Genomic DNA, 22,047 nt, shown 5'->3' with positions numbered 1-22,047 from the left:
CGGGGGACCCGGGAACCCGGGAACGAGGAAACCCCCCGCCGCTCCTCTCGGAGCGACGGGGGGTTTCTTCATACGAGCTGTCAGCCGTTGTACGGGCCGTAGTCGTAGTCCTCCAGCGGGACAGCCTGGCCGGAGCCGGTGCCGAAGGGCGAGTAGTCGATGTCGTCGTAACCGACGGCCGAGTACATCGCGGCCTTGGCTTCCTCGGTCGGCTCGACCCGGATGTTGCGGTAGCGGGCGAGGCCCGTACCGGCCGGGATGAGCTTACCGATGATGACGTTCTCCTTGAGGCCGATGAGGCTGTCGGACTTGGCGTTGATCGCCGCATCCGTCAGGACTCGGGTCGTCTCCTGGAAGGAGGCGGCCGACAGCCAGGATTCCGTCGCCAGCGAGGCCTTGGTGATACCCATCAGCTGCGGACGGCCGGAGGCGGGGTGACCGCCCTCGGTGACCACACGACGGTTCTCGGTCTCGAACTTCGACCGCTCGACCAGCTCGCCCGGCAGGAGCTCCGCGTCGCCGGACTCGATGATCGTCACGCGGCGCAGCATCTGCCGGATGATGATCTCGATGTGCTTGTCGTGGATCGACACGCCCTGCGAGTTGTAGACCTTCTGGACTTCGCCGACCAGGTGGACCTGGACGGCACGCTGGCCGAGGATGCGCAGCACGTCGTGCGGGTTGGTGGCACCCATGGTGAGCTTCTGGCCCACCTCGACGTGGTCGCCCTCGTGCACGATGACCTTGGCGCGCTTGGAGATCGGGAACGCCGTCTCGTCGCTGCCGTCGTCGGGCGTGATGACGATCTTCTTCGTCTTCTCGGTCTCCTCGATCCGCACGCGGCCGGCGGCCTCAGAGATCGGGGCGACACCCTTCGGGGTACGGGCCTCGAAGAGCTCGACGACACGCGGCAGACCCTGCGTGATGTCGTCACCGGCCACACCACCGGTGTGGAAGGTACGCATCGTCAGCTGGGTACCGGGCTCACCGATGGACTGGGCGGCGATGATGCCGACCGCCTCACCGATGTCGACCAGCTTGCCGGTGGCGAGCGAGCGTCCGTAGCAGAAGGCACAGGTGCCGACCGCGGACTCACAGGTCAGGACCGAGCGGGTCTTGACCTCCTCGACGCCGTTGGCGACCAGGGCGTCGATCAGGACGTCACCGAGGTCGACGTTGGCCGGCGCGATGACCTTGCCGTCGATGACGACGTCCTCGGCCAGCATGCGGGCGTAGATCGAGGTCTCGACGTCGTCGGCCTTGCGCAGCACGCCGTCCTCACCGCGAACGGCGATCTTCAGCTTCAGACCGCGCTCGGTGCCACAGTCCTCCTCGCGGATGATGACGTCCTGCGAGACGTCCACCAGACGACGGGTGAGGTAACCCGAGTCGGCGGTACGCAGGGCGGTGTCCGCCAGACCCTTACGGGCACCGTGCGTGGAGATGAAGTACTCCAGAACGGTGAGGCCCTCACGGAAGGACGCCTTGATCGGACGCGGGATGGTCTCGTTCTTCGCGTTCGACACCAGACCACGCATACCGGCGATCTGTCGCATCTGCATCATGTTTCCTCGGGCACCCGAGTCAACCATCATGAAGATGGGGTTCGTCTTGGGGAAGTTCGCGTTCATCGCCTCGGCAACCTCGTTGGTCGCCTTGGTCCAGATCGCGATGAGCTCCTGCGTGCGCTCGTCCTTGGTGATCAGACCGCGCTCGTACTGCTTCTGGACCTTCTCGTCCTGCGCCTCGTAGCCCGCGACGATGGCCTTCTTGGCCTCGGGCACGACGACGTCGGAGATGGCCACGGTGACGCCCGAACGGGTCGCCCAGTGGAAGCCGGCCGCCTTCAGGTTGTCGAGCGTCGCCGCCACGATGACCTTGGGGTAGCGCTCCGCCAGGTCGTTGACGATCTCGGAGAGCTGCTTCTTGCCCACCGAGTAGTCGACGAACGGGTAGTCCTCGGGCAGCAGCTCGTTGAAGAGCGCACGGCCCAGGGTGGTGCGCAGACGGAAGCTGTCGCCCGGCTGGAACTCCTGCTCGCCCTCCTCGGCGACCGGCGGCACCCAGCCACGCGGCGGGATGGTGCCCACCGGGAAGCGGATGTCGACGGACGACTGGAGCGCCAGCTCGCCGTTGTCGAACGCCATGGTCGCCTCGGCCGTGGAGCCGAACGCGCGGCCCTCGCCCTTGGTGTCACGGAGCTCACCATCGGTGGTCAGGAAGAACAGACCGAGGACCATGTCCTGGGTCGGCATCGTGACCGGACGGCCGTCGGCCGGCTTGAGGATGTTGTTCGAGGACAGCATCAGGATGCGGGCCTCGGCCTGCGCCTCCGCGGAGAGCGGCAGGTGCACGGCCATCTGGTCACCGTCGAAGTCCGCGTTGAACGCGGTGCAGACGAGCGGGTGGATCTGGATGGCCTTGCCTTCGACCAGCTGGGGCTCGAAGGCCTGGATGCCGAGGCGGTGCAGCGTGGGCGCACGGTTCAGGAGGACCGGGTGCTCGGCGATGACCTCTTCGAGCACGTCGTACACGACCGTGCGGCCGCGCTCGACCATGCGCTTCGCCGACTTGATGTTCTGCGCGTGGTTCAGGTCGACCAGGCGCTTCATCACGAACGGCTTGAAGAGCTCCAGCGCCATGGCCTTGGGCAGACCACACTGGTGCAGCTTCAGCTGGGGACCGACGACGATCACGGAACGCGCGGAGTAGTCCACGCGCTTGCCGAGAAGGTTCTGACGGAATCGACCCTGCTTGCCCTTCAGCATGTCGCTGAGGGACTTCAGGGGCCGGTTGCCGGGACCGGTCACCGGACGACCACGACGACCGTTGTCGAAGAGGGCGTCGACGGCCTCCTGGAGCATGCGCTTCTCGTTGTTCACGATGATCTCGGGGGCACCGAGGTCGAGAAGGCGCTTCAGGCGGTTGTTGCGGTTGATCACGCGGCGGTACAGGTCGTTCAGGTCGGAGGTCGCGAAGCGGCCACCGTCCAGCTGCACCATCGGACGCAGGTCCGGCGGGATCACCGGCACGCAGTCCAGAACCATGCCCTTGGGCTTGTTGCTGGTCTGCAGGAACGCGGAGACGACCTTGAGGCGCTTGAGCGCACGGGTCTTCTTCTGGCCCTTGCCGGTACGGATGATCTCGCGGAGGCGCTCGGCCTCCTCCTCGAGGTCGAAGGACTCCAGGCGCTTCTGCAGCGCGGCGGCGCCCATGCAGCCGTCGAAGTACGTGCCGAAGCGGTCACGCAGCTCGCGGTAGAGCAGCTCGTCGCCCTCGAGGTCCTGGACCTTGAGGTTCTTGAAGCGGGCCCACACCTCGTCGAGGCGGTCGATCTCGCGCTGGGCGCGGTCACGGAGCTGCTTCATCTCGCGCTCGGCACCTTCGCGCACCTTGCGGCGTACGTCGGCCTTCGCGCCCTCGGCCTCGAGCTCGCCCAGGTCGGTCTCGAGCTTCTTGGCACGGCCTTCGAGGTCCGCGTCACGGCGGTTCTCGATCTGCTGGCGCTCGACGGAGACGTGCGCCTCCAGCGACGGGAGGTCGCGGGTGCGACGCTCGTCGTCGACGAACGTGATCATGTACGCGGCGAAGTAGATGACCTTTTCGAGGTCCTTCGGCGCGAGGTCCAGCAGGTATCCGAGGCGCGACGGGACGCCCTTGAAGTACCAGATGTGGGTGACGGGAGCGGCAAGCTCGATGTGGCCCATCCGCTCACGGCGCACCTTGGCGCGCGTGACCTCGACGCCACAACGCTCACAGATGATGCCCTTGAAGCGGACACGCTTGTACTTGCCGCAGTAGCACTCCCAGTCCCGGGTAGGACCGAAGATCTTCTCGCAGAAGAGTCCGTCCTTCTCGGGCTTGAGGGTGCGGTAGTTGATGGTCTCCGGCTTCTTGACCTCGCCGTGCGACCAGGTTCGGATGTCGTCCGCGGTGGCAAGGCCGATCCGCAGCTCGTCGAAGAAGTTGACGTCGAGCACTGTGCGTCAATCCCTCTTTCGGGGTCGAGTCTCAATCATGGTCTGAACGGTCCCGGGGATGACGGGGGGCTCTTGAGCGAGCCCCCCGTCAGGCCCGTCAGACCTCTTCGACGCTGCTCGGCTCGCGCCGGGACAGGTCGATACCGAGCTCCTCCGCCGCGCGGAAGACGTCCTCGTCGGTGTCGCGCATCTCGATGGACATGCCGTCCGAGGACAGCACCTCCACGTTGAGGCAGAGCGACTGCATTTCCTTGATGAGCACCTTGAAGGACTCGGGAATGCCCGGCTCGGGGATGTTCTCGCCCTTGACGATGGCCTCGTAGACCTTCACGCGGCCGGTGACGTCGTCGGACTTGATGGTCAGCAGCTCCTGGAGGGCGTAAGCGGCGCCATAAGCCTCCAGCGCCCACACCTCCATCTCACCGAAGCGCTGGCCACCGAACTGCGCCTTACCACCCAGCGGCTGCTGCGTGATCATCGAGTACGGACCGGTCGACCGAGCGTGGAGCTTGTCGTCGACCAGGTGGTGGAGCTTGAGGATGTACATGTACCCGATCGAGATCGGGTCCGGGAACGGCTCACCGGAGCGGCCGTCGAACAGACGCGCCTTGCCGGACGGGAGGACCAGGCGGTCGCCGTCACGGTTCGGGATGGTGTGCTCGAACAGGCCCGCGAGCTCGTCCTCACGCGCACCGTCGAACACCGGGGTGGCGACGTTGGTACCCGGCGCGACCTTGTCGGCGCCGATGACCTTCAGCCGCTCGGCCCATTCCTCGCCGAGCCCGGAGACGTCCCAGCCGCGGCTGGCGAGCCAGCCGAGGTGGATCTCCAGGACCTGTCCCGGGTTCATTCGGGACGGGACACCCAGCGGGTTCAGGATGATGTCGACCGGCGTGCCGTCCTCAAGGAAGGGCATGTCCTCGATCGGAAGGATCTTGGAGATGACACCCTTGTTGCCGTGGCGGCCGGCGAGCTTGTCACCGTCGGTGATCTTGCGCTTCTGGGCGACGTAGACGCGGACCAGCTGGTTCACGCCCGGAGGAAGCTCGTCGCCCTCCTCGCGGTCGAAGACGCGGACACCGATGACCTTGCCGATCTCACCGTGAGGGACCTTGAGCGAGGTGTCACGCACCTCGCGGGCCTTCTCACCGAAGATCGCGCGGAGCAGGCGCTCCTCCGGGGTCAGCTCGGTCTCACCCTTGGGCGTGACCTTGCCGACCAGGATGTCGCCGGCGACGACGTCCGCACCGATGCGGATGATGCCGCGCTCGTCGAGGTCCGCGAGGACCTCCTCGGAGACGTTCGGGATGTCCCGGGTGATCTCCTCGGGGCCGAGCTTGGTGTCACGGGCGTCGACCTCGTGCTCCTCGATGTGGATCGAGGAGAGGACGTCGTCCTGCACGAGGCGCTGCGACAGGATGATCGCGTCCTCGTAGTTGTGACCTTCCCACGGCATGAACGCGACGAGCAGGTTCTTGCCGAGGGCCATCTCGCCCTCTTCGGTCGCCGGTCCGTCGGCGAGGACCTGGGACTCGATGATCCGGTCACCCTCGTTGACGATGACCTTCTGGTTGACCGAGGTGCCCTGGTTCGAGCGGGAGAACTTGGCGACGCGGTACGTGGTGTACGTGCCGTCGTCGTTGGCGACGGTGATGTAGTCGGCCGAGACCTCCTGGACGACACCGTCCTTCTCCGCACGGATCGAGTCACCGGCGTCGACCGCACAGCGGTACTCCATGCCGGTGCCGACGAGCGGGGCCTCCGCCTTGATGAGCGGAACGGCCTGGCGCATCATGTTCGCGCCCATGAGGGCACGGTTGGCGTCGTCGTGCTCCAGGAAGGGGATCATCGCGGTCGCGACGGACACCATCTGGCGCGGGGAGACGTCCATGTAGTCGACGTCGTCGCCGGCGATGTAGTCGATCTCGCCGCCACGACGGCGCACCAGCACGCGGTTCTCGGTGAAGCGCATGTCCTCGGACAGGCCGGCGTTGGCCTGGGCGATGACGAAGCGGTCTTCCTCGTCGGCCGTCAGGTAGTCGACCTCGTCGGTGACGACGCCGTCGATGACCTTGCGGTACGGGGTCTCCACGAAGCCGAACGCGTTGACGCGGCCGTAGGAGGCGAGCGAGCCGATCAGACCGATGTTCGGGCCTTCAGGGGTCTCGATCGGGCACATGCGGCCGTAGTGCGACGGGTGAACGTCACGGACCTCGAAGCCGGCCCGCTCACGGGACAGACCGCCGGGGCCCAGCGCCGACAGGCGGCGCTTGTGGGTCAGGCCCGAGAGCGGGTTGTTCTGGTCCATGAACTGCGACAGCTGGCTGGTGCCGAAGAACTCCTTGATGGAGGCGACGACCGGCCGGATGTTGATCAGGGTCTGCGGCGTGATGGCCTCGACGTCCTGCGTGGTCATGCGCTCGCGGACGACGCGCTCCATACGAGCCAGACCCGTGCGGACCTGGTTCTGGATGAGCTCGCCGACGTTGCGCAGACGACGGTTGCCGAAGTGGTCGATGTCATCGGTCTCGACCACGATCGAACGGCCGGACTCGCCGGTCGTCTCGGTCTCGCCGGCGTGCAGCTTGACCAGGTACTTGATCGTCGCGATGACGTCGTCGGTGGTGAGCACGCCGGCGTCGAGCGGCTCGTCGGCGCCGAGCTTCTTGTTCACCTTGTAGCGGCCGACCTTGGCGAGGTCGTAGCGCTTCGGGTTGAAGTAGAGGTTCTCGAGCAGCGTCTGAGCGGCCTCGCGGGTCGGCGGCTCGCCCGGGCGCAGCTTGCGGTAGATGTCGAGCAGCGCGTCGTCCTGACCCTGGGTGTGGTCCTTCTCCAGGGTGGCGCGCATGGACTCGTACTCGCCGAACTCCTCGAGGATCTGCTCGGTGGTCCAGCCGAGAGCCTTCAGGAGGACGGTGACGGACTGCTTGCGCTTGCGGTCGATGCGTACACCGACCATGTCGCGCTTGTCGATCTCCATCTCCAGCCAGGCACCCCGGGACGGGATGATCTTGGCGGAGAAGATGTCCTTGTCGGACGTCTTGTCGATGGAGGAGTCGAAGTAGACACCAGGGGAGCGGACAAGCTGCGACACGACGACACGCTCGGTGCCGTTGATGACGAAGGTGCCCTTGTTGGTCATGAGCGGGAAGTCGCCCATGAAGACCGTCTGAGACTTGATCTCTCCGGTCTCGTTGTTCGTGAACTCGGCCGTGACGAACAGCGGAGCCGCGTACGTGAAGTCGCGCTCCTTGCACTCGTCGACAGAGTTCTTCGCCGGCTCGAAACGGTGGTCGCGGAAGGTCAGCGACATCGACCCGGAGAAGTCCTCGATCGGCGAGATCTCCTCGAAGATCTCTTCCAGACCGGACTTGGTGGGGACGTCCTGTCCACTCTCAAGCGCCGACTCGACGCGAGACTTCCAGGCAGCATTGCCGAGAAGCCAGTCAAAGCTCTCGGTCTGCAGCGCCAGGAGGTTCGGAACCTCGAGGGGCTCCTTGATCTTTGCAAAGGAGATGCGCAGCGGGGCGGTGCTGGCACCGTTGTTCGTATTGGTCGAGGCGTTGCGCGAGGCGGCCAAGAGGGGGTCCTTCCGAGGGCTCGGACTCACTACGCGCGTACCGGTCCCAGCAGACACAGAAGACAAGCCCCCCAAATCCAGCTGAAAGGCCAGTTCGGGGCGGATCAATCAAGTGTGCTCAAGCGTGGGCATGTCCCTGGCGACGGGCAGGGGACAGCTAACAGGCAGCGCAAAGGGTCAGTGTAGCCACTTGGCTCACTGATGTCCAGACCAGGTTTCCGGAAACCGGCAACAGGCCTTCCCCAACTCGTTCCACCAACGCAGTGCTCATCCGATCCTGCGTCCCACGCGTGCGGCTCTCGTACACAGAGCGCGTATCAGTACTGCCCTCTTCGTAGTCGATCCATGCCTCGGATCTCGCATCGAGGTGGTCGACCTCTCGACGGGTCTGAGAATTGCGCGCCGCGTCCCGTTCGTCAAGGCCCCCTGCTCCGAGCGGATCATCTTCGGACCCTGCTTCGGGGCAACGATGATCACCCTACTCCCCAACGAGACCAGGGCAAGTCAGGCACTGCGGGTACGCCAAAGGGCGACCACCCTTACGGGTGATCGCCCTTGGTTGGGGCCTCAGAGAGGCCCCAGAGGTGTTACTTGACCTCGACAGCCGCGCCGGCAGCCTTGAGGGACTCGGCGGCCTTGTCAGCGGCCTCCTTGGCGACCTTCTCGAGGACCGGCTTCGGAGCGCCGTCCACGAGGTCCTTGGCCTCCTTGAGGCCCAGGGAGGTCAGCTCGCGCACGACCTTGATGACCTGGATCTTCTTGTCGCCGGCACCGGTGAGGATGACGTCGAACTCGTCCTGCTCCTCGGCGGCCTCGGGGGCAGCGCCACCGGCGGCGGGGCCGGCAACGGCGACGGCCGCGGCGGCGGTGACGTCGAACTTCTCCTCGAAGGCCTTCACGAACTCAGAGAGCTCGATGAGGGTCATCTCCTCGAACTGGGCGAGGAGGTCGTCCTGAGAGAGCTTCGCCATGATGGGCGATCCTTCCACTAATTCGGCAGGTGCCGGATGTATATAGAGGCGGGCGTAACGGCCCGCTACGACCCACGCACTAGGCGGCGTGGATCAGTGCGCGAGCCGAATTACTCGGCACCGCCCTGCTCGGCGAGCTTGACGCGAAGCGCTTCCGCGGTGCGGACGAACTTCGACGGCAGCGCCTGGAAGAGCGAGGCAGCCTGAGACTGCTTGCCCTTGAACGCGCCGGCCAGCTTGCTGAGCAGAACCTCGCGGGACTCGAGGTCCGCAAGCTTCTTGATCTCGTCGGCGGTGAGCGCCTTACCATCAAGGACACCCGCCTTGATGATGAGATTCGGGTTGTCCTTGGCGAAGTCACGCAGGCTCTTCGCCGACTCCACCGGGTCACCGGTGATGAAGGCGACCGCGGTCGGACCAGCGAAGTGCTCGTCCAGCGCGGTGATCCCGGCCTGGTTGGCCGCAATCTTGGTCAGCGTGTTCTTCACCACGGCGTACTGGGCGTTCTCACCGAGCGAACGACGCAGCGTCTTGAGCTGCGCGACGGTGAGACCCCGGTACTCGGTCAGCACGGCGGCGTTCGAGCTCTGGAACTGGTCCGTGAGCTCGGCTACCGCGGCAGCCTTGTCGGGCCTTGCCATAGAGCGTCGGCCTCCTTCCGGGTGATGAGGACCGCTCAGAAGGGGCTGAACAAAACGAAACGCCCCGGCGCAAGCGCACGGGGCTGAAGCTCGACCGAATCACTCCGGGAGCTTTTCCACGAACACCTGCGCAGGACGTCCGCACTCAGCGGATCCTTCGGCCGCCGCTCCCTTGCGGGCACGGCAACGACCAGCGGTCTTTGGCTTCTCCGGAAGAGTACGTGAAGGCCGCCAGTCGAGGCAAATCGCCTCGGGCCCGGCCGACCCGGGAGGCGCCGGGACCGACCTCCGGAGCCGCCGGGACCGGCCTCAGGAGCCGCCGAGACCGCCCAGTCCGGCGTCCCGCAGCGTCTTGTCGGCCTCCTTCAGGTCCGCGTCGACGTCCTTCAACTTCTGGTCCGTCTCCTTCAGGCTCTCGCGGGTGTCCTTCAGGCTCTGGTCGGTGTCCTTGAGACTGTCCTCCAGGTCGACGACCTGGTCGGCCGGCGGGGCCTGCACCGGGGCGGCCTTCCCGAAGTCCGAGAACTTCGCCGTGGTCTTCGTCGAGCCGGTCCCGTCCGTGCTCACGCTGTCGACGCGGACGGGGTAGCCGTCCTTGTCGATCCACAGGTCCACCTCGAAGGTCTTGACGTTCTTCACGGACTCGTGGAGGTACTGGCGGTTCTTCTCCTCCATGACCTTGGTGGACTCGTCCGCCTTGAGCAGGTCCTCGTTGGTGAGGGTGCCCTTGTAGTGCTGGGCGTCGATGCCGTCGGTCTTCTCGGCCCCGACGTGGGTCAGCTTCTCCTGGCCCAGCACCATCGCCAGGTACTCGGCCGGGTCGTCGTTCAGCCGGACCCCCGGCTTGCCGTCCTTGGCCAGGTTCATCCTCATCCAGGTCTTGCCCTTGAGGGGCTTGTCCAGCCGGGTGTAGACCAGGTCCTCGATCATGATCGAGCGGGTCTCGGGCCGCTCGCCCTTCAGCAGCACGTCGTGGCTGGACGGGTACCAGCCCTTCGTACCGGACTGGGTGCTGGTCTTGCCGTCGGCCCCGACGATGGACAGCTCCGCCTTGGCGAACTTGGCGGCCACCGTCTTCAGGTAGGACGCCTTCAGCGCCTCCACGGGCGAGTGCGCCTTCGCGTCCGCGCCGTGGCCCCCCTCGGCCCTGCCACTGCCCGCGTCGGCCTTCTCGCCGCCGCAGGCCGTGAGGCCGCCCACGAGCAGTGCGGTACCCGCGATCGCGATACCGGCTCGGGTCCGGACAGCCTGGTGCATGTGTTCTCCCCCATGATCGTGCGTCGAATTCAGGGCGGCCCTACGTGCCCCCTCGGCCGGATCTCGCCCCCATTACGCCTGTATCGGGGGACATGTGGCCCGAAACACGGAAACGGGCCCCTCGCCACCCTGTGAAGGGGGCGAGGGGCCCGTTCAGCCACTCAGCGAGCCGTCAGGCTCAGACAGCAGCCGGGTCTTCCTCGACGAGGAGGTTCCGGGTGCGGTTCGAGTCCAGCTGGATGCCGGGACCCATCGTGGTGCTCAGGGCGGCCTTCTTGATGTAGCGGCCCTTCGCGGCGGACGGCTTCAGACGAAGGATCTCGTCGAGGGCCGCGCCGTAGTTCTCGACCAGCTGCTCATCGGAGAAGGAGACCTTGCCGATGATGAAGTGCAGGTTCGAGTGCTTGTCGACGCGGAACTCGATCTTGCCACCCTTGATCTCGGTGACGGCCTTCGCGACGTCCATCGTGACGGTGCCGGTCTTCGGGTTCGGCATGAGGCCACGGGGACCGAGCACGCGGCCGAGGCGGCCGACCTTGCCCATGAGGTCCGGGGTGGCCACAACGGCGTCGAACTCGTTCAGGCGGTTGCCCTTGGCGATCTCGTTGATCAGCTCGTCGTCGCCGACAATGTCGGCGCCGGCGGCTTCCGCGGCCGCAGCACGGTCACCGGTCGCGAAGACCAGGACCCGGGCGGTCTTGCCGGTGCCGTGCGGGAGGTTCACGGTGCCACGCACCATCTGGTCGGCCTTGCGCGGGTCGACACCCAGGCGGAAGGCGACCTCGACGGTGCTGTCGAACTTGGTCGCGGAGGTCTCCTTGGCGAGACGGACGGCCTCGAGCGGGGCGTACAGCTTCTCCCGGTCGACCTTGGCGTCCGCAGCGCGGAGAGTCTTGCTGCGCTTCACTTCTGCTCCTGTTTGTTTTCTTCAGGCGTGGAGTCGTGGTGCGGACCAGCGCTTGGTCCTACCACTGGTGGTGCTGGAGGGGGCTGGATCAGCCTTCGACGGTGATGCCCATCGAGCGCGCGGTGCCGGAAATGATCTTCACGGCGGCGTCGATGTCGTTGGCGTTCAGGTCGGGCATCTTCAGCTCGGCGATCTCCTTGACCTGGGCGGCCGTGAGCTTGGCGACCTTGGTCTTGTGGGGCTCGCCGGAGCCCTTCTCCACGCCCGCGTGCTTCAGGATGAGGCGCGCGGCCGGCGGAGTCTTGGTGATGAAGGTGAAGGAGCGGTCGTCGTAGACCGTGATCTCCACCGGCACGACCATGCCACGCTGCGACTCGGTCGCGGCGTTGTAGGCCTTGCAGAACTCCATGATGTTGACGCCGTGCTGACCGAGCGCGGGGCCGACCGGCGGAGCCGGGTTGGCCGCACCGGCCTTGATCTGGAGCTTGATGAGCCCCGTGATCTTCTTCTTCTTGGGAGGCATTGCTCTCTCCGGGTCCTAGTGAGAGTTTTTCGCCGCCAACCGGTCATCCGGATGGAGGCATACCGCACCACGATAACGGGTATCGGTGCGGGGCTGAAAACCGAGCAGGTCAGACCGCCCTTTACGGGGCGATCTGACCTGTCCGGAAGCGTTGTCTCAGAAGATCAGTTCTTCTGGATCTGGTCGAAGCTGAGCTCGACCGGGGTCTCGCGACCGAAGATCTCGACGAGGCCCTTGACCTTCTTCGAGTCGGGGTTGATCTCGTTGATCGTCGCCTGCAGCGTCGCGAACGGGCCGTCGGTGACGGTGACCGAGTCGCCGACCTCGAAGTCCAGGACCTCGATGGTGCGCTTGACGGCGGGCGCCGGCAGACCGGCGGCCTCCGCGGCGGCCTTGTCGGCCTTCTCCTTGGCCTCCGGCGCGAGCATCTTGACGATCTCGTCCAGGGTCAGCGGGTACGGGTCGTACGCGTTGCCGACGAAGCCGGTGACGCCAGGCGTGTTGCGCACGACGCCCCAGGACTCGTTCGTCAGATCCATGCGGACGAGAACGTAACCGGGCAGCTTGTTCTGCCGGACGTTCTTGCGCTCGCCGTTCTTGATCTGGACGATCTCTTCCTCGGGCACCTCGGCCTGGTAGATGAACTCCTCGACGTTCAGCGAGACGGCGCGCTGCTCCAGGTTGGCCTTCACGCGCTTCTCGTAGCCGGCGTAGGTGTGGATCACGTACCACTCGCCGGGAAGCAGGCGAAGCTCGTCGCGCAGGGCCTGGACGGGGTCCACGGGCTCGGCGGGCTCGACCGGGGCGGCCTCTTCGGCCTCCTCGTCGCCGGCCTCGGCCTCGACGTCCTCTTCGACCTCGTCGGCGGCCTCTTCGACCTCGGCGTCGTCCTCGATCTCGGCGTCGTCCTCGATCTCGCCCTCGACGTGCAGCGCGGCCTCTTCGGCGGCGACACCCGCCTTGGCGTCGGCGTGCTCGGCCTCATCGGGGTCCACAGCGTCTGCCGCCTCGACGATGTCGAGCTCGTCCTCGACGGACTCGACGGAGTCGTGGCTCGCGTTCAGGTTCGGGTCAGACACGGTGGCTGCTTCTTCCTGGATACAAAAGGTGGTGGAACATGCGAAAACGGGCGGCACCCATCAAGGCGCCGCCCTCCGCGGGGATCAGCCGAAGACGAACTTGATGGCTTCCTGGAACCCATAGTCAATCACGGTCACCAGACCGATCATGATGACGACGAAGACAATCACCACGGAGGTGTACGTCGTGAGCTGGTTGCGAGTGGGCCAGACAACCTTGCGGAGTTCCGCGACGATCTGGCGGTAGAAAAGCGCGAGCCGGCCCAGAGGGCCCTTCTTGCCGCGCTTGCCGCCCTTGCGGGCCTTCTTCTCGCGCGTCTCGTCCTCGGCGTCAGGCATGTCGATGGAGCCCAGGGCGTCCGTCACGTCTCTCACCTGAATCCGGGTCGTGGCCGTACCGCGCCCGGTTGCGCCGCACGGCGTTGCATCTAAGTACGTACCTGCGCACACACATCCGAGAAGGAGTGTGGAGCAGGGCCGGAGGGACTCGAACCCCCAACCGCTGGTTTTGGAGACCAGTGCTCTACCAATTGAGCTACGACCCTTTGCGTCCCCCAACCTACCGCATCCGGGCGAGTGCACGGAGTGCTCACGCTTTGCAGCGACTGGCGAGGTCCAACGACAGGTGAGTGTACGTGAACTGGGCCCTGACGTCGAACAGCACCCGGGCTGACATGCTCCGGTCGCCGTCCGGCGGGGTGTCCGTGAGTGTCCGTCCCATGTCCCGTGCGGGTCCGGTCCGATGACTGAAACGGTGTGCGGCGCTTCTTTGCCGTCTGGGACGATTGCTCGCATGACCTCTGCAACGCCTTCCTCCGAGCGCCGGGTGTCCGCCCGTATCGGCGCCATTTCCGAGTCCGCCACCCTCGCCGTCGACGCCAAGGCCAAGGCCCTCAAGGCCGCCGGGCGCCCGGTGATCGGCTTCGGTGCCGGCGAGCCCGACTTCCCGACCCCGGACTACATCGTCGAGGCCGCGGTCAAGGCCTGCCGCAACCCGAAGTACCACCGCTACACGCCGGCCGGCGGCCTGCCCGAGCTGAAGGCCGCGATCGCCGCCAAGACGCTCCGCGACTCCGGCTACGAGGTCGACGCGTCGCAGGTCCTGGTGACCAACGGCGGCAAGCAGGCGATCTACGAGGCCTTCGCTGCCATCCTGGACCCGGGTGACGAGGTCATCGTCCCGGCTCCGTACTGGACCACCTACCCGGAGTCCATCCGTCTCGCCGGCGGTGTGCCGGTCGAGGTCGTCGCCGACGAGACCACCGGCTACCGCGTCTCCGTCGAGCAGCTCGAAGCGGCCCGCACCGAGCGCACCAAGGTCGTCCTCTTCGTCTCCCCGTCCAACCCGACCGGCGCCGTCTACTCCGAGGCCGACGCCGAGGCGATCGGCCGCTGGGCCGCCGAGAAGGGCCTGTGGGTCCTCACCGACGAGATCTACGAGCACCTCGTCTACGGCGACGCGAAGTTCGTCTCCCTCCCGGCGATCGTCCCCGAGCTGGCCGACAAGTGCATCGTCGTCAACGGCGTCGCCAAGACGTACGCGATGACCGGCTGGCGCGTGGGCTGGATCGTCGGCCCGAAGGACGTGGTCAAGGCCGCGACGAACCTGCAGTCGCACGCCACCTCCAACGTCTCCAACGTGGCCCAGGTCGCGGCGCTGGCCGCCGTCTCCGGCAACCTGGACGCCGTGCACGAGATGCGCACCGCGTTCGACCGCCGCCGCCAGACGATCGTGCGGATGCTGAACGAGATCGAGGGCGTGGTCTGCCCGACCCCCGAGGGCGCGTTCTACGTGTACCCCTCGGTCAAGGCGCTCCTCGGCAAGGAGATCCGCGGCAAGCGCCCGCAGAGCTCCGTCGAGCTCGCCGCCCTGATCCTCGACGAGGTCGAGGTCGCGGTCGTCCCCGGCGAGGCCTTCGGCACCCCGGGCTACCTGCGCCTGTCCTACGCACTGGGCGACGAGGACCTGGTCGAGGGCGTCTCCCGCATCCAGAAGCTCCTGGCGGAGGCCAAGGCCTAGAGCGGCCCGCAGCAAAGGTCCGAGCGGCGCCACCCCGACGGGGGCGGCGCCGCTCGGCCGTTCACGGCGCCGGCCGCACTCTCCAGCCCCGCCGACGATCGAGGCGCGGGGCCGGGCAGCGCCGGGCACCCCACACACACGCCCCGCTCTCGCGTTCGGGCAAGCCCCCAAAAAAGGTAAAACCCCCTCCCGCCAAGCGCAGCGGTACGGCAGGATCAACCAATGGAGCACGCACGCGATCTCACGCTTCTGCCGAAAGCCCACCTCCACCTGCACTTCACCGGGTCGATGCGACCATCGACCCTCCTGGAGCTCGCCGACAAGTACGGCGTGCGCCTCCCGGACGCGCTCACCGCCGGCGAGCCCCCGAAGCTCCGCGCCACCGACGAGCGCGGCTGGTTCCGCTTCCAGCGGCTCTACGACGCCGCCCGCTCCTGCCTCCGCGAGCCCGACGACATCCGCCGCCTCGTGCGCGAGGCCGCGGAGGAGGACGTACGGGACGGCAGCGGCTGGCTGGAGATCCAGGTGGATCCCACCTCCTACGCCCCCCTGCTCGGCGGCATGATCCCGGCCGTCGAGATCATCCTCGACGCCGTCGACGCGGCCTCCCGCGAGACCGGCCTCGGCATGCGGGTCCTCATCGCCGCGAACCGCATGAAGCACCCCCTCGACGCCCGTACCCTGGCCCGCCTCGCTGTCCGGTACGCCGACCGCGGGGTCGTCGGCTTCGGGCTCTCCAACGACGAGCGCCGCGGCATGGCCCGTGACTTCGACCGGGCCTTCGCCATCGCCCGCGAGGGCGGCCTCCTCGCCGCCCCGCACGGCGGCGAGCTCACCGGCCCGGCCTCGGTCCGCGACTGCCTCGACGATCTGCTCGCCGCCCGCATCGGGCACGGCGTACGGGCCGCGGAGGATCCCCGGCTGCTGAAGCGGCTCGCCGACCGCCAGATCACCTGCGAGGTCTGCCCGGCCTCCAACGTCGCCCTCGGGGTGTACGAGCGCCCCGAGGACGTCCCGCTGCGCACCCTCTTCGAGGCCGGGGTGCCGATGGCGCTGGGCGCGGACGACCCGCTGCTGTTCGGGTCCCGGCTCGCGGCCCAGTACGAGATCGCCCGCCGCCACCACGGTTTCACGGACCCGGAGCTCGCCGAGCTGGCCCGGCAGTCCGTCCGCGGCTCGGCCGCGCCCGCCGACGTACAGGAGAAGCTGCTGGCCGGGATCGACCACTGGCTCACCGGGTGAGCCGCAGGTCCCCCTCGTAGCAGTCGGCCCGCACCCGGCGCCCGTCCTGGAAGCCGATCTCCAGGTGGGTGCGGCCCTGCTCGGGCAGCGCGAACTCGGCGACCGAGGCGACGGTCTCGCCGAGGTGGCGCAGGAAGGGGTGGTCGCCGAGGTCCTCGCCGACCTCGATGCGGCCCCACTCCCCCATGTCGTACGGCTCGTGGGGCGGGGCGGACTCGACGATTAGGCACTGGTCGGACCCGGTGGTGATCCGGATCGTGTCGCCGACGCTGTCGATCAGCCAGACGTCGAGGGGCGCCTCGGAGCGTTCGCCGTCGCTGATGTGCCAGGACGCGACGACTCTGCTGAGCGTGCGCCCCACGAGACGGGTGGGGTCCGTACCGGCCCCGTGCAGGGGACAGAGCATGGGCGGCCGGGGCTCCTCAGATGCTGACGCCGACCGTCACCGGCTCGTTGACCAGGGTGACGCCGAAGGCCGCGTGGACGCCCGCGACGACCTCGCGGGCCAGGGTGAGGAGGTCCTCGGTGGTGGCCTCGCCGCGGTTGGTGAGGGCGAGGGTGTGCTTGGTGGAGATGCGCGCGGGGCCAGTGCCGTAGCCCTTGGTGAAACCGGCCTTGTCGATCAGCCAGGCGGCGCTGGTCTTCGTACGGCCGTCGCCCGCGGGGTAGGCGGGCGGGGCGGTGTCGGGGCCGAGGCGGTCCTGGACGCGGGCGAGGAAGGCGGCGTACGCCTCGTCGGTCAGGATCGGGTTGTGGAAGAAGGAGCCGGCCGACCAGGTGTCGTGGTCGGCCGGGTCGAGGACCATGCCCTTCCCCGCGCGCAGGCGCAGCACGGTCTCGCGCGCGGTGGCGGCCGGGACGCGGTCGCCGGCTTCGACGCCGAGGGCGCGGGCGGTCTCGGGGTACTTGACCGGCGCGGACAGACCGCCCGCGTCCTCCAGGGCGAAGCGCACGCGCAGGACGACGTAGCGCTCGGGCTGGTCCTTGAAGGTGCTGTTGCGGTACCGGAAGGCGCACTCGGCGGCGCTCAGGGTGACCGTTTCGCCGCTGGTGCGGTCGTAGGCGACGACCTCGGTGATCGTGTCGCAGACCTCCTGGCCGTACGCCCCGACGTTCTGGATGGGCGTGGCACCGGCCGAGCCGGGGATTCCGGCGAGGCACTCGATGCCGGCGAGGCCGGCCTCGACGGTGCGGGCGACGGCGTCGCTCCAGTTCTCGCCGGCGGCGAGCTCCAGGGTGGTGCCGTCCAGGACGAAGCCGGTGGTCGCGATGCGCAGGGCGGTGCCGTCGAAGCCCTTGTCACCGATGACCAGGTTGCTGCCGCCACCGATGACCAGGAGCGGAGTGCCGCTCTCGTCCGCGGCGCGCACGGCGGCGACGACCTCGGCGTCGGTGGTCGCGGTGACCAGGCGGGCAGCGGGGCCACCGAGACGGAAGGTGGTCAGCGGGGCGAGGGGGGCGTCGTGGAGTTCCTGCACGTGGACAAGAGTACGGTCCGTGTCCCTCGCATCCCTGCGGGGCCACGGACCGTGACTCACGAGGCGGCCTTCTGTTCGGCCAGCCGGCGCTCGGCCTCCTGCCAGCCGATGGGCAGCTCGTCGGCGCGCACGGTCCAGAAGGTGAAGGCCGATTCCTTCATGAACGCGGCGGCCGCGCGGGAGCTGGACCGGTGCGGCTCGCTCCCCGCGAACCGGTAGAGCGCGTCCCGGTCCTCCCAGGCGGAGAGGGTCAGGAAGGTGCGCCGCAGGACCCGGGCCCGCAGGGCGACCCCGTGGGCGCCGGGAGCCTTGCGGATCTGCAGGACGATGCCGGGGGCCTTGAGGAAGAACCTGACGGCGCCGGCGAGGGTGGCGGTCTCGAAGCGGGAGGCCATGACGTAGACCTCGGCGTCGGGGGCCGCCTGGGTGGGGGTGGACCAGGGGATGTCGGGCATGGCGGGCGCTCCTTCGCGATGATGCGTACGGATCTTCGTGCGCGGGCGGTGCTGCGGTTCTCCCGGCCTCCTCCCGCACGGGCCCCGGCCGGCGAGCGGGGTCGGGCGCGGTCAGCCGGCGGCGGGCACCTTCTGGAGGGGTGCGACCTCGTCGACGGCGGCGGGGACCGCGGAGGGCTTCGGCCGGCGCGGCAGGAGCAGGGCGAAGGCGGCGGCCAGGGCGACGGCGCCGGCGCCGATCCACAGGGCGGGGACGGTGCCGTCGGTGAAGGCCTGCGGGGATTCGTAGCCGCCCTGGGCGGAGAAGACCGAGGCCAGGACCGCGACACCGAGGGCTCCGCCGACCTCGCGCAGGGCGCTGTTGGTGCCGGAGGCCTTGCCCTGGTCGGCGGGGGCCACGGTGGACATCAGGACGTTGGCGGAGGGGGCGAAGTAGAGGGCCATGCCGATCCCGCTGAGGATCAGCGGCGGCAGCTGGGCGGCGTACGAGACGTCCGTGCTCAGGACCGCCGCGAACCAGCCGAGGCCGAGGGCCTGGAAGGCGAGCCCGGCGGCGACGACGGGGCGGCCGCCGATGCGGTCGGAGAGGATGCCGGCCAGCGGGGCGACGATCATCGGCATGCCGGTCCAGGGGAGCATGCGCAGGCCGGCTTCGGTGGGCGAGTAGCCGGCGACGCCCTGGAGGAACTGGCTGAGCAGGAAGATCGAGCCGAACATGCCCAGGAACATCAGCAGGCTGGCGATGTTGATCCCGAGGAAGCCGCGGTTCTGGAAGAGCCGCATGGGGAGCATCGGGTTGGCGTTGTTGAAGCCGTGGTGGATGAAGCCGCCGACGAGCGCGGCGCCGACGATCAGGCCGGTGAGGACGGGGGCACTGGTCCAGCCCTCGGAGTTGGCGTTGACCAGGGCGTAGACGATGCCGAAGAGGCCACCGCTGATGAGCAGGGTGCCGGGGATGTCGAGCCGGGCGCCGGGGGCGGTGGACTCGGCGAGCCGCAGGCGGGCGAGCGGTATCAGCGCCAGCCCGATCGGGACGTTCAGCCAGAAGATCCACTGCCAGGAGATGTGCTCGGTGAGGCTGCCGCCGATCAGGGGCCCGCTGGCGACGGCGAGGCCGGTGACGGCTCCGTAGATCCCGAGGGCCATGCCGCGCCGGGCGGCCGGTACGGCCGCGGTGAGCAGCGTGAGGGTGAGCGGCATCATGACCGCGGCGCCGACGCCCTGGACGGCGCGGGCGGCGATGAGCGCGTCGATGCCGGGCGAGAGCGCGGCAGCGGCGGAGGCGCCGGTGAAGACCGCGAGACCGGCGATGAAGAGCCGGCGGCGGCCGAAGCGGTCGCCGAGGGCGGCGCCGAACATCAGGAGGACGGCGAAGGTGAGCGTGTACGCGTTCACCGTCCACTCCAGGTCCTCCAGCCGGCCGCCGAGGTCCTCGCGGATGGCGGGGAGGGCGGTGGTGACGACCAGGTTGTCGAGCGCGGCCATGAAGCTGGCCGTGCCGGTGAGGATGAGGGCCCATATGGCGGGCCCCCGGAGCTTGGTGTCCGTGTCCTGCGTGTTCACGATTCCCCCTGCGACTTGTTAGTTATTGCTGACTAACTTTCCTGCCCATGGAAATGCGCGCGAGCCGATCTCGCGCGCCCTCACTTCTCCAGGCGCCCCTTGGCGCGGGCCGACGGGTAGAGACCCTCCCAGACCCGGTGCTCGGGCGGGAACCCCATGGCGGCGAGGGTGTTGATCAACATCCCGTACGCCATGAAGGTCGTGGTCTCGCCGACGTCCCCGCCGAAGGGCACGTGGACCGTGTCCCAGAGCTCCATCCAGCCCTTGCGCACGAGCTCGCCGAGCTCATGGTCCCCGGCCGCCTCGGCGGCGGCGACGGTGACGTACATCTGGAGCTGCATCTGGAGCTTGTCGGGATCCTCGGCGATCAGCCGGGTGTAGGCGTTCGCCATGGCATGGGTGGCCTCCTCGCCGTGCAGCCCCTCGGCAGCCTCGGCGAAGACCGCCCGCGTATCCCTCATACAGCGCTCGGCCGCGGCGAGGAAGATGGCGGGCTTGTTCGGGAAGAGCCGGAAGAGATACGGCTGCGAGACACCCACCCGCTTGGCGATCGCCTCGGTGGAGGTCCCGTAGTAGCCCCCACGCGCGAACTCGTGCATCGCCGCACGAATAACGCTCTCCCGCCGCTCATCTGCACTCATCCTTGCCATGGCTCAAAGTTAGTGCTCAATCACTAACTAAGTCAAGAGGACGGCCCTGCAGGGGGCTCCGGTTGGCGGGAAAGACGACCGCCGGCCGCTGAGCCGAGGGGAGCATGTAGCGATGGATGGCGGCTTATGCGCAGCCCAGGACGGCCGGCAGACGCTTGGACGCGCGAAGCGCGTAGCGATGTGACGCGCACCGGAACCCGGCCCGAAGGCCACCGACGTGGCCGCTCCTGAAAGAAGGGGCCCGGCCCGTTCTCCTGGGGGTTTCCCGGCTGTCTTCGTGTTTCCGTGGCGGGTCGGTCGGTCAAGGGGGGCCGAAGGCCATCGCGAAGCGACGCGACGAAGGAGCGCCCTTAAGGGACCGACCCGCCACGGGAGGACGATGGGACCGACGGGAAACCCCGCCCGCCGCCTCCCCCCGACGGCCGCCCAGCCTCAGGCCAGTTCGACCACCGCGCGGGACATGCCCAGGACCTTCTGACCCGCGCTCATGGCCGTCAGGTCGACGCGGACGCGATTGTCGTCCAGCTTCGCGGCCACCTTGCCGGTGACCTCGATCAGGCCGCCCCGCTCGTCGTTCGGGACCACGACGGGCTTGGTGAAGCGCACGCCGTACTCGACGACCGCACCCGGGTCGCCCACCCAGTCGGTGACCACACGGATCGCCTCGGCCATGGTGAACATGCCGTGTGCGATCACGTCCGGCAGTCCGACCTCCTTGGCGAACTTCTCGTTCCAGTGGATCGGGTTGAAGTCACCCGAGGCGCCGGCGTACTGGACGAGCGTGGCGCGCGTCACGGGGAAGGACGCCGCCGGCAGTTCGGTGCCGACCTCGACGTCGGCGTACTGGATCTGCGCTGCCATGTCAGGCCTCCTCGGGGGCGCGGGAGACGAGCTTCGTCCACGCCGTCACCACGTGCTCGCCGGTCTCGTCGTGGACCTCACCGCGAATGTCGATGATGTCGTTGCCCGCCATGGACCTCACGGTCTCGATGGTGGAGGTCACGGAGAGCCGGTCACCCGCGCGCACCGGGCGGGAGTACGCGAACTTCTGGTCGCCGTGCACGACTCGGCTGTAGTCCAGCCCCAGCTGCGGGTCCTCGATGACCTGGCTCGCCGCCTTGAAAGTGATGGCGAACACAAAAGTCGGCGGCGCGATCACGTCGGAGTAGCCGTACGACTTGGCAGCTTCGGGGTCGGTGTAGACGGGATTGGCGTCACCCACAGCAACCGCGAATTCGCGGATCTTCTCCCGGCCGACCTCGTACGGATCGGTGGGCGGGTAGCTCCGCCCCACGAAGGACTGGTCGAGAGCCATGCTCACTACCTCCTGTTGAAGGGACACGAAAGACACGAGAACAAGAAGAAAGACAAAGGCGGGCACGGAAACGACACAAGGCCGCCCCCAATGAAGGGGACGACCTCATGACGGTGCCTGTTATTCGAGACTTCGCTGGGGTCAGCGGGTCTCGCGGTGCGCGGTGTGCGAGTTGCAGCGCGGGCAGTGCTTCTTCATCTCAAGACGGTCCGGGTTGTTACGCCGGTTCTTCTTGGTGATGTAGTTCCGCTCCTTGCACTCCACGCAGGCCAGCGTGATCTTCGGGCGGACGTCGGTGGCAGCCACGTGAGTGCTCCTTGACGGAAATTGGGACGGATGAACGCATACAAGAGTAGCCGACCGGGAGACCGACCCCGCAATCGGCT

The 22,047-nt window shown here is 67.8% G+C and carries 19 protein-coding genes and 1 tRNA gene; 2 read left to right on the top strand and 18 right to left on the bottom strand.

The annotated features are described in order from the left end of the window. Positions 1–80: 80 nt before the first annotated feature. The 10 genes from IF88_RS0112545 to IF88_RS0112500 form a co-directional block, all read right to left on the bottom strand. Positions 81–3,980 (bottom strand): DNA-directed RNA polymerase subunit beta', encoded by a 3,900-nt coding sequence (locus IF88_RS0112545; RefSeq protein ID WP_030710310.1) that lies wholly within the window; start codon positions 3,978–3,980, stop codon positions 81–83. Between the two features lie 97 nt (positions 3,981–4,077). Continuing rightward, a complete protein-coding gene (gene rpoB / locus IF88_RS0112540) occupies positions 4,078–7,560 on the bottom strand; it encodes a DNA-directed RNA polymerase subunit beta (protein WP_030710308.1) in 3,483 nt (1,160 codons plus the stop codon). Positions 7,561–8,147: 587 nt separating this feature from the next. Beyond that, positions 8,148–8,531 carry a 50S ribosomal protein L7/L12 gene (gene rplL, locus IF88_RS0112535; protein WP_030710306.1) on the bottom strand — a complete coding sequence of 128 codons (384 nt, stop codon included), beginning with the start codon at positions 8,529–8,531 and terminating at the stop codon, positions 8,148–8,150. 110 nt (positions 8,532–8,641) lie between these two features. Beyond that, positions 8,642–9,172: a 50S ribosomal protein L10 gene (gene rplJ / locus IF88_RS0112530; RefSeq protein WP_030710304.1), complete on the bottom strand. Its 531-nt coding sequence runs from the start codon at positions 9,170–9,172 to the stop codon at positions 8,642–8,644. 309 nt (positions 9,173–9,481) lie between these two features. Then, entirely contained in the window at positions 9,482–10,429 is a 948-nt protein-coding gene (locus IF88_RS0112525; protein ID WP_030710302.1) for an LppX_LprAFG lipoprotein, read from the bottom strand. A 178-nt stretch (positions 10,430–10,607) separates the two neighbouring features. Beyond that, positions 10,608–11,336 (bottom strand): 50S ribosomal protein L1, encoded by a 729-nt coding sequence (gene rplA, locus IF88_RS0112520; RefSeq protein ID WP_030710300.1) that lies wholly within the window; start codon positions 11,334–11,336, stop codon positions 10,608–10,610. Between the two features lie 88 nt (positions 11,337–11,424). Next, the gene (gene rplK / locus IF88_RS0112515; protein WP_030710298.1) at positions 11,425–11,859 is read right to left on the bottom strand and encodes a 50S ribosomal protein L11; all 435 of its coding nucleotides are present in this window, start codon (positions 11,857–11,859) and stop codon (positions 11,425–11,427) included. Between the two features lie 164 nt (positions 11,860–12,023). Next, positions 12,024–12,938 (bottom strand): transcription termination/antitermination protein NusG, encoded by a 915-nt coding sequence (nusG, locus tag IF88_RS0112510; RefSeq protein ID WP_030710296.1) that lies wholly within the window; start codon positions 12,936–12,938, stop codon positions 12,024–12,026. An 84-nt stretch (positions 12,939–13,022) separates the two neighbouring features. Further along, a complete protein-coding gene (gene secE / locus IF88_RS0112505; RefSeq protein WP_030710294.1) occupies positions 13,023–13,304 on the bottom strand; it encodes a preprotein translocase subunit SecE in 282 nt (93 codons plus the stop codon). A 106-nt stretch (positions 13,305–13,410) separates the two neighbouring features. Continuing rightward, positions 13,411–13,483, bottom strand: a tRNA-Trp gene (locus IF88_RS0112500). A gap of 248 nt (positions 13,484–13,731) precedes the next feature. Here IF88_RS0112500 and IF88_RS0112490 point away from each other — a divergent pair. Both IF88_RS0112490 and IF88_RS0112485 read left to right on the top strand, forming a co-directional pair. After that, complete coding sequence (locus IF88_RS0112490; protein WP_030710293.1) at positions 13,732–14,958, top strand: pyridoxal phosphate-dependent aminotransferase; 1,227 nt, start codon at positions 13,732–13,734, stop codon at positions 14,956–14,958. 222 nt (positions 14,959–15,180) lie between these two features. Further along, positions 15,181–16,200, top strand: a complete 1,020-nt coding sequence (locus IF88_RS0112485) for an adenosine deaminase (RefSeq protein WP_030710291.1) — start codon at positions 15,181–15,183, stop codon at positions 16,198–16,200. Here the strand turns inward: IF88_RS0112485 and IF88_RS40240 are convergent. The 8 genes from IF88_RS40240 to rpmG form a co-directional block, all read right to left on the bottom strand. Further along, the gene (locus tag IF88_RS40240; protein WP_030710289.1) at positions 16,190–16,606 is read right to left on the bottom strand and encodes a hypothetical protein; all 417 of its coding nucleotides are present in this window, start codon (positions 16,604–16,606) and stop codon (positions 16,190–16,192) included. The genes IF88_RS0112485 and IF88_RS40240 overlap by 11 nt on opposite strands. A gap of 16 nt (positions 16,607–16,622) precedes the next feature. After that, a complete protein-coding gene (locus tag IF88_RS0112475) occupies positions 16,623–17,738 on the bottom strand; it encodes a UDP-N-acetylmuramate dehydrogenase (protein ID WP_078892860.1) in 1,116 nt (371 codons plus the stop codon). Further along, a complete protein-coding gene (locus IF88_RS0112470; protein WP_030710285.1) occupies positions 17,735–18,133 on the bottom strand; it encodes a DUF3291 domain-containing protein in 399 nt (132 codons plus the stop codon). The genes IF88_RS0112475 and IF88_RS0112470 overlap by 4 nt, the downstream gene beginning before the upstream one ends. Before the next feature lie 111 nt (positions 18,134–18,244). Beyond that, positions 18,245–19,696: an MFS transporter gene (locus tag IF88_RS0112465; RefSeq protein ID WP_051836773.1), complete on the bottom strand. Its 1,452-nt coding sequence runs from the start codon at positions 19,694–19,696 to the stop codon at positions 18,245–18,247. Positions 19,697–19,776: 80 nt separating this feature from the next. After that, positions 19,777–20,346: a TetR/AcrR family transcriptional regulator gene (locus IF88_RS0112460; RefSeq protein ID WP_030710281.1), complete on the bottom strand. Its 570-nt coding sequence runs from the start codon at positions 20,344–20,346 to the stop codon at positions 19,777–19,779. A gap of 432 nt (positions 20,347–20,778) precedes the next feature. Beyond that, positions 20,779–21,207, bottom strand: coding sequence for a MaoC family dehydratase (locus IF88_RS0112455; protein ID WP_030710279.1), 429 nt, complete (start codon positions 21,205–21,207; stop codon positions 20,779–20,781). A 1-nt stretch (position 21,208) separates the two neighbouring features. Continuing rightward, positions 21,209–21,661 carry a MaoC family dehydratase N-terminal domain-containing protein gene (locus IF88_RS0112450; protein ID WP_030710277.1) on the bottom strand — a complete coding sequence of 151 codons (453 nt, stop codon included), beginning with the start codon at positions 21,659–21,661 and terminating at the stop codon, positions 21,209–21,211. A 141-nt stretch (positions 21,662–21,802) separates the two neighbouring features. Continuing rightward, complete coding sequence (gene rpmG / locus IF88_RS0112445; RefSeq protein WP_003956487.1) at positions 21,803–21,967, bottom strand: 50S ribosomal protein L33; 165 nt, start codon at positions 21,965–21,967, stop codon at positions 21,803–21,805. Positions 21,968–22,047: the final 80 nt, after the last annotated feature.

It is taken from the genome of Streptomyces sp. NRRL F-2580, from assembly GCF_000720115.1.
GTDB lineage: Bacteria > Actinomycetota > Actinomycetes > Streptomycetales > Streptomycetaceae > Streptomyces.
Note: the sequence above shows the minus strand (reverse complement) of the source record. Positions and strands in the feature narration are given on the sequence as shown.